Origin of the sequence: Arenimonas sp. (assembly GCF_047602345.1) — a bacterium.
Lineage (GTDB): Bacteria > Pseudomonadota > Gammaproteobacteria > Xanthomonadales > Xanthomonadaceae > Arenimonas.
The window spans coordinates 201285-212194 of sequence record NZ_JASGHN010000003.1; the positions used below are offsets into that span (position 1 = coordinate 201285).

The following is a 10910-nucleotide window of genomic DNA, read 5'->3' on the forward strand; positions in this document are numbered from 1 at the left end:
AAAGGGCCACGGAGCTCGCCCAAACCCACACCCACCGCGCGCGGCGCCCAAGGCTTTGCAAAGACAGGTCGCGACTTGCGTCGCTTCTACGTCAGCAGCTTCTCGACGATCTCCCGATAGATGGCCGGCAAACGCTGCAGCTCGTCCAGCGCGACGTGCTCGTCGACCTTGTGGATGCTGGCGTTGATCGGACCCATCTCGACGACCTCGGCGCCCATCGGCGCGATGAAGCGCGCATCCGACGTACCGCCGCCGGTGTTTTCGTCCGGCACGACGCCGCAGCGGGCGATCATCACCTCGCGCGCGGCGCGGCGCAGCGCGCCTTCGCCAGTCAGGAAAGGCTCGCCACCACGATGCCAGGCGATCGAGTACTCCAGGCCGTGGCGATCGAGCGCGGCGTGCACTTCGCGTTCGAGTTCCGCCGCTCGCCATCCGGGGTTGTAGCGGAAATTGAACACGACTTCGCAGGCGCCGGGGATCACGTTGTTGGCGCCGGTTCCGGCATGGATATTGGAGATCTGGAAACTGGTCGGCGGGAACAGAGCCTCGCCTTCGCGCGGGAAGCCTTCGTCCCAACGCCGGCCGCAGAGTTCGGCCAGCGCCGGCATGGCCTGATGGATCGGATTGCGCGCCTTTTCCGGATAGGCGACATGGCCCTGGATGCCGCGCACGGTCAGTGTTCCGGAAAGCGTGCCGCGCCGCCCGACGCGCAACAGGTCGCCCAGTTTTTCTTTCGAGGAGGGTTCGCCTGTCAGGCAATAGTCGATGTGTTGCCCGGACGCGCGGAAATGTTCGACGACGCGGCGCACGCCATCGATCGCGTCGCCTTCCTCGTCGGACGTCAGCAGCACCGCGACCGTACCGCGGTGTTGCGGATGCGCGGCGACGAATTCTTCCAGCGCCAGTACGAAGGCGGCGACGCTGCCTTTCATGTCGGCCGCGCCGCGACCGTAGAGCTTGCCGTCGCGAATGCTGGGCACGAAAGGATCGCTGGCCCAGGCTTCGACCGGTCCGGTCGGAACGACATCGGTATGGCCGAGGAAAACGAACACCGGCGAACCGCTGCCATGCGCGGCCCAGAGATTCTTCACCGGGCCGAAAGGCAGGTGCTCGATGCGAAAACCGGCGTTGCCCAGGCGCTCCGCGATCAAGGCCTGGCAACCGGCATCGTCCGGCGTCACCGAAGGACGCGCGATCAACTCCCGGGTCAACTCAATTACGTCCTGCATGTCGGCTCCGTGTTGACTCTCTGCATCCCTCTCCCCGCTGGCGGTGAGAGGGGGCTATTTCGCAACCCCGAACCGCAGTTTGTAGGCATTGTCGGTGAAGCCGACGCTGACGGTGCCATCGTCGGTCACCAGCACCGGGCGTTTGACCAGGGCAGGATGCTCCTTCAGCAGCAGCTTCCATTCCGGATCGCTGCCCGGCGACTTGCGCGAATCGGGCAGCTGACGCCACGTGGTACTGGCCTTGTTGATGAGATTCTCCCAACCGCCAAGCTGGCCGGCCCAGGCCTTGAGCGTTTCCGGCGGCACCCGGTTGGCGCGGTAATCGATGAATTCATGCGCGACATCGAAACGCGCGAGCCAGTTGCGCGCCTTCTTCGTCGTGTCGCAACTGTCGAGGCCATAGAGTGCCGTCATTTCTCGTCGCTCCGGGTCAGGTGGCGGCTCGCCGGGCGCCATCGCAGCGGCGTATGAGATCTTCCGCAATCTGGTTCCGAACGAACAAATCGAACGTGAACCATTTCCTCTGCGGCACGAACACCAGTTCATCGCCGAACTTCCAGGGCTTGCGCAAACGCAGGATCAGCCTTGGCGGGTAAAAATGGGCTGCCAGGCTGACATTCATCACATCGGACAAGAGAATCCTCTGCTCGATGCCGGATCTCCGGACGCACAGGAAATCGCCGCCATCGAGCACTTCATCCGCCAGGACCCATAACACCTTCCAAAACATCGCCACGAAGACGACGACCATGATCAAAGGCATGGCGAGGAATTCAAGCAGCTTTTCCAGCGGCATCTGACCCCGTTGGAACAGCACTACGCACCATACGATGTGCAACAGAAGAACCCCCAACCAAAACGCAGGGAAGACGCGCTTTATCCAGAATGTATTCTTCGACGAGAGAGACTTCACTCCGCCGCACCCCGCAGCAACTCGTTCACCGAGGTCTTGCTGCGCGTCTTCTCGTCCACCTGCTTGACGATGACGGCGCAGTACAGCGAGTACTTGCCGTCGCTCGATGGCAGCGAACCGGAAACGACGACACTGCCGGCCGGCACGCGTCCGTAGCTGATCTCGCCGGTAGCCCGGTTGTAGATGCGCGTACTCTGACCGATGAAGACGCCCATGCCGATCACGCTGCCGCGCTCGACCACGACGCCTTCGACGACTTCCGAGCGCGCGCCGATGAAGCAATCGTCCTCGATGATGGTCGGGCCAGCCTGCAGCGGTTCGAGCACGCCGCCGATTCCGGCGCCGCCGGAAAGATGGCAACGCGCGCCGACCTGCGCGCAGGAACCGACCGTGGCCCAGGTATCGACCATCGTGCCGGCGCCGACATGCGCGCCTATATTGACGAAACTCGGCATTAGCACGACATCCTTGCCGATATGCGCACCACGACGAACCACAGCGCCCGGCACGACGCGGACGCCGAGACCGCGGAAGGCCGATTCGTCGAACCCTTCGAAGCGCAGCGGCACCTTGTCCCAGTACGGACCCGGCGCGCCTTGCATCAGGCTCATGTCGTTGCAACGGAAGTACAGCAGTACCGCCTTCTTCAGCCACTGGTTGACCTGCCAGCCATCCGCGCCTGGTTCGGCCACCCGCGCTTCGCCAGATTCAAGCAAGGCGATCGCGCGCTCGACGGCGGGCCGCGTGGAGCGATCGATCTCCTCCGCGGTCAGCGTGGCGCGTCGATCGAACGCATCCTCGATCGCGGCGCGCAGGCCGGCCTCAGCGGGGTTTGCTCTTTCCATGCTCGTGATCTCCTTCGGCGCAGGCCGCCAGGGCCTCGCGCAATGCCTGTAATGATGCCGCATCCTGCGGCGCGCGGTCGTCCCGGTCGCTCAGGAGAAAGAAATCCTCGACCCGTTCGCCGAAGGTGGCGATGCGCGCATCGTGCACGCGTAGGCCATGCAGGCGCAGCGTGTAGGCGATATCCGCCAGCAGGCCCGGGCGGTCGGTGCAGACCAGGCTCAGGCGCATGCGCCTGCCCTCTTCCACCGTGTCGAACTCGACGCGCACCGGCACGCGAAAATGGCGCAGCTGCCGGGGCAGCGCGCGCTTGGCCGGCTTGACGATGGCCGGATCGCGCAAGGCGCCCAACAGGGTCTGGGCGATGCGCACCGGCTCTACCGCATGGTTGCCGGCCTGCACCTGGAAATTGTCCAGCGCATGGCCGTCGCTCGCGGTCAGGATGCGCGCGTCGAGCACGCTCAATCCGAGCCGGTCGAGCGTAGCGACCAGGGCTGCGAACAGGCCGTTGCGATCCGGCGTGCGTACGAAGACCTCGTAGCTCCCGACGGTTTCATGGCTGCGCACGAGCACCTGCGAGGCATGCGAGGGGTGCGCGAGGATGCCCTGCGTCTGCCAGACGAGTTGCTCGGGCCGATAGCGCAGGAAAGCTTCGTCGGGGAAGGTTTCCCACAACGCGACTATCGCCGCTTCGTCGAAGCCCTCGTCCAGCAGGCTGGCTAGAGCCATGTTGCGCGTGTCGGCGACGATGTCGTCGGCATTGAGCGGGTGCTCCAGGCCGCGCCGCAGGGCGTAGCGCGTGGCGGTGTACAGATCGGCCAGCAGGCGATCCTTCCACGCATTCCAGAGCTTCGGGCTGGTGCCGGCGATGTCGGCGCAGGTCAGCAGGTACAGGTAGTCCAGGTGTTCGCGGTCGGCCATGCGCGTGGCGAAACGCGTGACGACCTCGGGATCGGAAATGTCCTGGCGCTGCGCCGTCACCGACATCAGCAGATGCTCGCGCACGAGCCAGACCAGCAACTCGGTATCGGCGCTGGGCAAGCCGTGCGCCTCGGAGAACACGCGCACGTCTTCGGCGCCGAGCTGCGAGTGATCGCCGCCGCGCCCCTTGGCGATGTCGTGGAACAGGCCGGCGATCAACAGCAGGAACGGCTTGCGCAGGCGGGCGACGGCCTCCTGCGTCAAGGCGAAGCCGGACACCGGGCCTTTCAGGAATCCTTCCATGATGCGCAGCACGGTCAGCGTGTGCTGGTCGACCGTGTAGACATGAAACAGGTCGTATTGCATGCGGCCCGAGACCTTGCCGAACTCGGGCAGGTAACGCGCCAGCACGCCCAATCTGGCCATGCGCGTGAGCATCGTCACCGCCTGCGGCTCGGCCAGCGCCGCGAGGAATTGCGCCCGCACTTCCGGCGGCTGTTCCGGATAGGGTTTGATCGACGGCAGCGCCTCGGCCAATGCTCGCGCCGTTTCCGAATGCAGGCCACGCACGTTTTCGGTGCGTGCCCACAGGCCGAACAGCCACAGCATCTCGCCCATGCCGCCGGCCAGCCGATCGGGCTCGGTCATCGCCAGATAGCCATGGCGCAATTCGAACCCGACCTCGACGGCCTCCGGCGTGGATTCGCCCGACAGTTGCTCCTCGAAACGCTGCAGCAACCGGTCGTTGATGCGCCAGATCGTCGCGGCTGCGCGGAAGAAACCTTGCATCATCTGTTCGACGGCGAGATTGTCCTCTTCGTCGCGCAAGCCCATCAGCGCAGCGAGATTCTTCTGGTGGTCGAACAGCAATCGCTCTTCGCGCCTCGGCGCCACCAGATGCAGGCCGAAGCGAAGGCGCGCCAGGATCTTCCACTCGCGCTCGAGCGTCGCGCACTCGTCTTCGCCGAGCAGGCCCAACGGCACCAAGGCGCGCAGGCCGGGCACGCCATACAGGCGCATACCCATCCAGGTCACGGTATGCAGGTCGCGCAACCCGCCCGGCCCTTCCTTCAGGTTCGGCTCGAGATTGTCGGCGGTGTCGTTGTGTCGTGCGTGGCGGCTGCGCTGCTCGTCGCGCTTGGCTTCGAAATACTGCGCCGGCGTCCATAACCCTTCCGCGGCCAGCGCCTGCTGCAAGGCGCCGCGCGATGCATCGGCGCCGGCCAGTACTCGCAGTTCCATCATCGCCGTCAGCGTGGCGATGTCCTCGCGGGCCGCGACGATGCACTGCGCGATCGAACGCACGGCATGGCTGGTCGCCAGGCCGGCATCCCACAGCAGGGCGAAGAAGTCGGCCAGCGCGGCTTCGTGTTGCTTCTGCGCAGCGGGTTCCGCCAACACGAGCAGGTCGATGTCGGACTGCGGATACAACTCGCCGCGGCCGTAGCCGCCGGTGGCGAGCAGATCCAATCCTTCGGCGGCGCTCACGCAGCGCGTCCAGGCCGAGACCACGATCGCGTCGATCTGCGTGCGATGCGCCGCGATCAGCCGTTCGACGTCGCCGTTGGCGGCGAAGGCGTCACGTTGCGATTGCCGATGGGCCGCCAGGGCCGCTTTCGCCGCATCGCGCCAGGCCGCGTCCGTGTCGGCGTCGGACAAGGCGACCGGCGCGGCGACGCTCACAGCTCGTTATCGTCGCCTGGCAGGCGCGTCAGGATTTCCACGCCGTCGTCGGTGACCAGCACCGTGTGTTCCCATTGCGCGGACAGGGAACGGTCCTTCGTCACGACCGTCCAGCCGTCGGGCATCAAACGCGTGTGACGGGCGCCTTCGTTGATCATCGGTTCGATGGTGAAGGTCATGCCCTTCTCGAGCCGCAAGCCGGCGCCCGGTTGCCCGTAATGCAGCACCTGCGGATCTTCGTGATAGATCCGGCCGATGCCGTGGCCGCAGTATTCGCGCACGACCGAGAAGCGTTCGCCCTCGGCGTACTTCTGGATCGCATGACCGACATCGCCCAGGGTCGCACCCGGCTTCACGGCACGGATGCCGCGGAACATCGCCTCGCGGGTCGCATCGACCAAGCGACGCGCCATCACCGAGGCATTGCCCACCACGTACATGCGGCTGGTGTCGCCGTGGAAGCCGTCCTTGATGACGGTCACGTCGATATTGATGATGTCCCCGTCCTTCAACACCTTGGCCTCGCTCGGGATGCCGTGGCAGATGACGTTGTTGACCGAGGTACAGACGGTCGCCGGGAAGCCCTTGTAGCCCACGTTGGCCGGGATGGCATGCTGCACGTTCACAATATGATCGTGGCAGATACGGTCGAGTTCGGCGGTAGATACCCCCGCTTTGACGTGGGGCGCCACGACCTGCAGCACTTCGGCCGCCAGCCGGCCGGCCACGCGCATCTTCTCGATGTCTTCGGGGGTCTTGATGCTTACCTTCATGGGCGAATTATCCCGTATTTGCTGGCCCCGGCCCACCCCCGCCCCTGAACGGACCGTTCCGCCCCCAACCCGGCCCCAGCCCCGGAGTTGCGCCGCCGGGCCGCCGCCCGGTAAAATCCGCGCGCTTCAAAACGCCCACGCCGAGCGCCATCGGCGAATACACACACACGGATGACTCCCGCCACGGGGTGCCCTTTCGAGGGTTCGAGGCGAGGCCCGTGTGGAGGCCCAACCCCGGAACGTTTGCGAGTCCCTTCGCAAGAGCCTGCACGAGCCCGTGCGGACTCCTGCATCGAATCGGCCCGACCAGCGTTCCGTCACCGGAGTTATTGCAATGCCCCAAGTCACCATGCGTCAGATGCTGGAAGCCGGCGTCCATTTCGGCCACCAGACCCGTTACTGGAATCCCAAGATGGGCCCGTACATTTTCGGCGCCCGCGGCAAGATCCACATCATCAACCTCGAGAAGACCCTGCCGCTGTTCACCGACGCGATGAACTTCGTCTCGGCCCTCGCGCAGAAGCGCGGCAGCATCCTCTTCGTCGGCACCAAGCGTTCCGCCCGCGAAGTGGTGAAGGAAGAAGCCGAGCGTTGCGGCATGCCGTACATGAGCCAGCGCTGGCTCGGCGGCACGCTGACCAACTTCCGCACCGTCAAGCAGTCGGTCGCCCGCCTGAAGGAACTGGAGTCGGCCGAAACCGACGGCACGTTCCAGAAGATGGTCAAGCACGAAGTGCTGGGCTTGCGCCGTGAGCGCGACAAGCTCGACGCGTCGCTCGGCGGCATCAAGGACATGAACCGCCTGCCCGACGCGCTGTTCGTGATCGACATCGGCCACGAGAACATCGCCGTTCAGGAAGCCAAGAAGCTCGGCATTCCGGTCATCGCCGTCGTCGACACCAACTACGACCCGAGCCTGGTCGACTACCCGATCCCGGGCAACGACGACGCCATCCGCGCCGTGCAGCTGTACGTCCGCGCCGCCGCCGACGCCGTGCTCGAAGGCAAGGCGGCTGCGCCGATCATGGCCAACCGCGACGACGATTTCGTCGAACTCGACGCCGAAGGCAACCCGGTCGGCAAGAAGGACGACGACCGCAAGGGCGCCCCGCGCCGCGCTCCCGCCAAGAAGGGCGCCCCGCGCCGTGACGGCGGCCGCCCGGCCCGCGGCGACGCGCAGTAAGTAGCCACGACGGGCTTTCGCCTCTCGCGAAAGTTCCATCGAAGCGAAACAGAGCCCCCTTAAGTTAAGGGGGCGGCCTATGCCGACGATGTCGGCATAGGCGGGGTTATGGAAGCCGAACGATTCTCCATCGTGCGCAACCCGCGACGGACTCGCGCCTTTCGCCCCGCTCAATCAAGCAATCAGAGGATCACACGATGGAAATCACCGCAGGTTTGGTCAAGGAACTGCGCGAGCGCACCGGCGCCGGCATGATGGAGTGCAAGAAGGCGCTCACCGAGAACAACGGCGACATCGACGTCGCCGCCGAGTGGCTGCGCAAGCAGGGCCTGGCCAAGGCCGACAAGAAGGCGAGCCGCGTGGCCGCCGAAGGCCGCGTGGTCGCGGCCCAGGACGGCGGCAAGGCCGTGCTGGTCGAGATCAATTCCGAAACCGATTTCGTCGCCAAGGACGAAAACTTCCTGAAGTTCGCCGATGAAGTCGCCAAGACCGCCCTCAACAGCGGCGCCAACGACATCGAAACGCTGAAGTCCGCCAAGACCAGCTACGGCCCGACGGTGGAAGAAGCCCGCGCCTGGCTGGTGTCGAAGGTCGGCGAGAACGTGCAGGTCCGTCGCGTCGTTCGCATCGACAGCGCCAACAACGTCGCCGCCTACGTGCACGGCGGCCGTATCGGCGTGCTGGTCGAGCTCAAGGGCGGCGACGCCGACCTGGCCCGCGGCATCGCGATGCATGTCGCCGCGATGAACCCGCCGCACAACAAGGCGTCGGACGTCCCGGCCGACTTCATCGCCAAGGAAAAGGAAATCGAGCTGGCGAAGATGTCGGAGAAGGACAAGGCCAAGCCGGCCGAGATCCTCGAGAAGATCATCGGCGGCAAGATCGCCAAGATCGTCAACGAGAACACCCTGTACGGCCAGCCCTATGTGCTGAACACCGACCAGACGGTCGAAGCCGCGGTGAAGGCCGCCGGCGGCGACGTCATCGGCTTCCAGCGCCTGGTGGTCGGCGAAGGCATCGAGAAGGTGGTGGAAGACTACGCCGCCGAAGTCGCGAAGGCGATGCAGGTCTAACGACAGGCAGGAGCCTGAGTGTCGCGAAGGCCATAGATGGCCGAGTGCGACGCCACCGCATCAACTCGAGATGCAAAGAAAAACCCGCGAGAAATCGCGGGTTTTTTGTTGACCCTAGTCGCTGATGCAAGGCAAGAAGCTGTTCGTCAGATACTTGCGGCCCTCGACATCCTGAACCTGGATGCGGAGCGGCGTCCTGTGGTCCTTCGGCACAATGCTATACAGCACGCCGACCATTTGCGTCGAGTCACCCGGCCCAACATGGAGATAAAAGCCCGTAGGCATTTCGTGCCCAGACCCTGCATGCGACCAGTCGACTTTGTCGCCAGCGAGATCGTCGTTGATTACGTCATACGCGATCGAAGTCAGCTTGTATGGCGGCTTCTTCTGTCCGTCATGGGAGTTTATCTCCAAGTAGCCTTTGCCGTCGTTCCGGATATCGACGATCACTGGAATGGTCATTGAGGCCGCCTCGCATCGGACGGCCGGGGGTCGGGCCACAATTGAAACAGCAGCATGCTCGGTCGGGAAAGAGCGCAGCCACCCGCAGGGATGACCGCCAGCAGGAGCAACGAAGACTTCATTCGCGACATCGATGCTCCCGGCTCCAGTCGATACGAATCACCCCTGCTTCTGGAAATACACTTCCTCGTAAGGCTGCACGACCACCCAGCCTTCGCCCTGGAACTTGAGCTGGATGCTTTCGCCGGAACCGCGGCCGAGCAGCGTGCTGAAGCTGATGTCGGCGACGACTTCCGGCGACAGCGAACCTGACCAGGCGACGGTCGCGTTCGGGTCGGTGAAGACCGGCCCGGTCTTGGCCGACACCGGCAATGTCAGCGGTTCGTAGTGCGAGGTGATCGCGACGATGCCGCTGCCACTCAGTTTCATGTTGAACAGGCCGCCGGACATCATGCCGGCCATGCGCTTCATCATCGTGATGTCGGACTGGATGCCGTCCTCGTAGGCCAGCACGTCGTTGCCATTGACGAAGATGGTGTCGCCGGCCAGGCGCAACAGCGTGATCTTCTTTCCGGCATCGGCGACGTAGACGCGCCCCTGTCCTTCCATCTTCATCAGCTGCATGCCTTCGCCGCTGATGGCCTTCTTCAGCAGATTGCCCAGGCCCTGCTCCATCATGCCCTGGCGCACGAACTTGACGCCGCCCTGGTAGGCGACCATCGAACCGGCCTTGGCCCAGACGCGGCCATTGAGCTTGACCTCGAGCAGGTGCGAGCTTTCGAGTTCGAAGACGTCGCCGCTCATGTCCTTCTGGACGGAGGCGGCGAGGAATTCCTGTACCGATTTGATGGCCATGGCTAGTCCCGGGTTATCGCGCGGCCGGCGCGGCCGCGTCCTTGATCAAACGATGCAGCGCATCGACGTTGTTCCGCATGCGCTCGTTCTCCTGCGCGTTCAGATAGGGCTGATCGAGCAACTGCGAATAGATCTCCAGGCTTTCCTGGTTGGCGTACCCAGTTGATGCAGGAATCCCGCCTTCGATTCGGCGACGAAAACGCAGGTACAGGGCTTCGTAACCGATGCCGCGGTCGTACCACTGCAGGGCTTCCTCGTTTCGCTGCGTCTTTTGCAACACGACCGCCATGTTCACGCACATCACCGACTTGTCGAGATCGGCCAGGTCGCTGTCGATCAGGCCGAACAGGCGGATCGCTTCTTCGAAGGCGTTGCCGTCGACGAGCGCGGAGACCTTCTGCGCGGTGTCGTAATAGTCCTCGTAGCGCATCCGTCCTCCGGAACGACGCGGCTCAGCGCGCCGGCAGGTATTGCAGCGGATCGACCGGCTTGCCGTTGCGGCGGATCTCGAAATGCAGCATGTCGCGGATCGCGCCGGTGCGGCCCATTTCGGCGATGGTTTCGCCGGCCTTCACCTTCGTACCCTCGGCGACGAGACGGCGACGGTTGTGCGCATAGGCCGACAACCATTCGTTCGAGTGCTTGATGATGATCAACTCGCCGTAGCCGACCAGACCGGCGCCGGAATACACGACGACGCCGTCGCCGGCGGCGGCCACGGGTTGCCCCGCCTTGCCGCCGATATTGATGCCCTGCTGCGTCGGATCGCCGTTGACGTAGCGGCCGATGATCTGGCCCTGCGTCGGCCAGCGCCATTCCGGATCGTAGCGCTTGCAACCGGCGGCGTGGGCGTCGCGATCGGCACCGCCGGGTTGATGGCGGGCGGCTGGGCAGTGAGTGGCTTGGACAGCGAAGGTGCTGTTCGGATTCTATCGTGTTTCCCGATGAACCTTAGCAATACGTAACTGAACGAGT

Annotated in this window: 11 protein-coding genes and 1 pseudogene; 2 read left to right on the forward strand and 10 right to left on the reverse strand. The window is 64.5% G+C overall.

The features are described 5' to 3' along the window. Positions 1-86 precede the first annotated feature (86 nt). From dapE to map, 6 genes are all read right to left on the reverse strand, one after another. Positions 87-1229: a succinyl-diaminopimelate desuccinylase gene (dapE, locus tag QM707_RS01940; RefSeq protein ID WP_415000187.1), complete on the reverse strand. Its 1143-nt coding sequence runs from the start codon at positions 1227-1229 to the stop codon at positions 87-89. A gap of 54 nt (positions 1230-1283) precedes the next feature. Then, positions 1284-1643 carry a Spx/MgsR family RNA polymerase-binding regulatory protein gene (locus QM707_RS01945; RefSeq protein WP_415000188.1) on the reverse strand — a complete coding sequence of 120 codons (360 nt, stop codon included), beginning with the start codon at positions 1641-1643 and terminating at the stop codon, positions 1284-1286. 16 nt (positions 1644-1659) lie between these two features. Then, entirely contained in the window at positions 1660-2025 is a 366-nt protein-coding gene (locus tag QM707_RS01950; RefSeq protein WP_415000189.1) for a hypothetical protein, read from the reverse strand. 113 nt (positions 2026-2138) lie between these two features. Then, the gene (dapD, locus tag QM707_RS01955) at positions 2139-3050 is read right to left on the reverse strand and encodes a 2,3,4,5-tetrahydropyridine-2,6-dicarboxylate N-succinyltransferase (RefSeq protein ID WP_415000190.1); all 912 of its coding nucleotides are present in this window, start codon (positions 3048-3050) and stop codon (positions 2139-2141) included. Beyond that, the gene (gene glnD / locus QM707_RS01960) at positions 2965-5589 is read right to left on the reverse strand and encodes a [protein-PII] uridylyltransferase (protein ID WP_415000191.1); all 2625 of its coding nucleotides are present in this window, start codon (positions 5587-5589) and stop codon (positions 2965-2967) included. The genes dapD and glnD overlap by 86 nt, the downstream gene beginning before the upstream one ends. Beyond that, positions 5586-6362 carry a type I methionyl aminopeptidase gene (gene map, locus QM707_RS01965; protein ID WP_415000192.1) on the reverse strand — a complete coding sequence of 259 codons (777 nt, stop codon included), beginning with the start codon at positions 6360-6362 and terminating at the stop codon, positions 5586-5588. Before map ends, glnD begins: the two co-directional genes overlap by 4 nt. A 334-nt stretch (positions 6363-6696) precedes the next feature. On the opposite strand from map, the gene rpsB reads away from it, so the two are divergent. Together rpsB and tsf are read left to right on the forward strand one after the other, a co-directional pair. Then, positions 6697-7545 (forward strand): 30S ribosomal protein S2, encoded by an 849-nt coding sequence (rpsB, locus tag QM707_RS01970; protein WP_415000193.1) that lies wholly within the window; start codon positions 6697-6699, stop codon positions 7543-7545. A 197-nt stretch (positions 7546-7742) separates the two neighbouring features. Next, positions 7743-8618, forward strand: coding sequence for a translation elongation factor Ts (gene tsf / locus QM707_RS01975; protein ID WP_415000194.1), 876 nt, complete (start codon positions 7743-7745; stop codon positions 8616-8618). 114 nt (positions 8619-8732) lie between these two features. Here the strand turns inward: tsf and QM707_RS01980 are convergent, their stop codons facing one another. The 4 genes and pseudogenes from QM707_RS01980 to QM707_RS01995 all read right to left on the reverse strand — a co-directional run. Next, positions 8733-9080 carry a hypothetical protein gene (locus QM707_RS01980; RefSeq protein WP_415000195.1) on the reverse strand — a complete coding sequence of 116 codons (348 nt, stop codon included), beginning with the start codon at positions 9078-9080 and terminating at the stop codon, positions 8733-8735. A gap of 159 nt (positions 9081-9239) precedes the next feature. Further along, entirely contained in the window at positions 9240-9935 is a 696-nt protein-coding gene (locus QM707_RS01985; protein WP_415000196.1) for an AIM24 family protein, read from the reverse strand. Between the two features lie 13 nt (positions 9936-9948). Next, a complete protein-coding gene (locus QM707_RS01990) occupies positions 9949-10365 on the reverse strand; it encodes a hypothetical protein (protein WP_415000197.1) in 417 nt (138 codons plus the stop codon). Between the two features lie 22 nt (positions 10366-10387). Then, positions 10388-10753 (reverse strand): annotated as a pseudogene (locus QM707_RS01995) (peptidoglycan DD-metalloendopeptidase family protein); the annotation flags it as partial. Between the last annotated feature and the right edge of the window lie 157 nt (positions 10754-10910).

Excerpts from the sequence above, each read along its gene's own strand:
- QM707_RS01980 (WP_415000195.1), bottom strand. The coding sequence starts at position 9,080 with ATGACCATTCCAGTGATCGTCGATATCCGGAACGACGGCAAAGGCTAC.
- rpsB (WP_415000193.1), top strand. The coding sequence starts at position 6,697 with ATGCCCCAAGTCACCATGCGTCAGATGCTGGAAGCCGGCGTCCATTTC.
- map (WP_415000192.1), bottom strand. The coding sequence starts at position 6,362 with ATGAAGGTAAGCATCAAGACCCCCGAAGACATCGAGAAGATGCGCGTG.
- tsf (WP_415000194.1), top strand. The coding sequence starts at position 7,743 with ATGGAAATCACCGCAGGTTTGGTCAAGGAACTGCGCGAGCGCACCGGC.
- dapD (WP_415000190.1), bottom strand. The coding sequence starts at position 3,050 with ATGCGGCATCATTACAGGCATTGCGCGAGGCCCTGGCGGCCTGCGCCG.
- QM707_RS01990 (WP_415000197.1), bottom strand. The coding sequence starts at position 10,365 with ATGCGCTACGAGGACTATTACGACACCGCGCAGAAGGTCTCCGCGCTC.
- QM707_RS01945 (WP_415000188.1), bottom strand. The coding sequence starts at position 1,643 with ATGACGGCACTCTATGGCCTCGACAGTTGCGACACGACGAAGAAGGCG.
- QM707_RS01985 (WP_415000196.1), bottom strand. The coding sequence starts at position 9,935 with ATGGCCATCAAATCGGTACAGGAATTCCTCGCCGCCTCCGTCCAGAAG.
- QM707_RS01950 (WP_415000189.1), bottom strand. The coding sequence starts at position 2,025 with ATGCCGCTGGAAAAGCTGCTTGAATTCCTCGCCATGCCTTTGATCATG.
- dapE (WP_415000187.1), bottom strand. The coding sequence starts at position 1,229 with ATGCAGGACGTAATTGAGTTGACCCGGGAGTTGATCGCGCGTCCTTCG.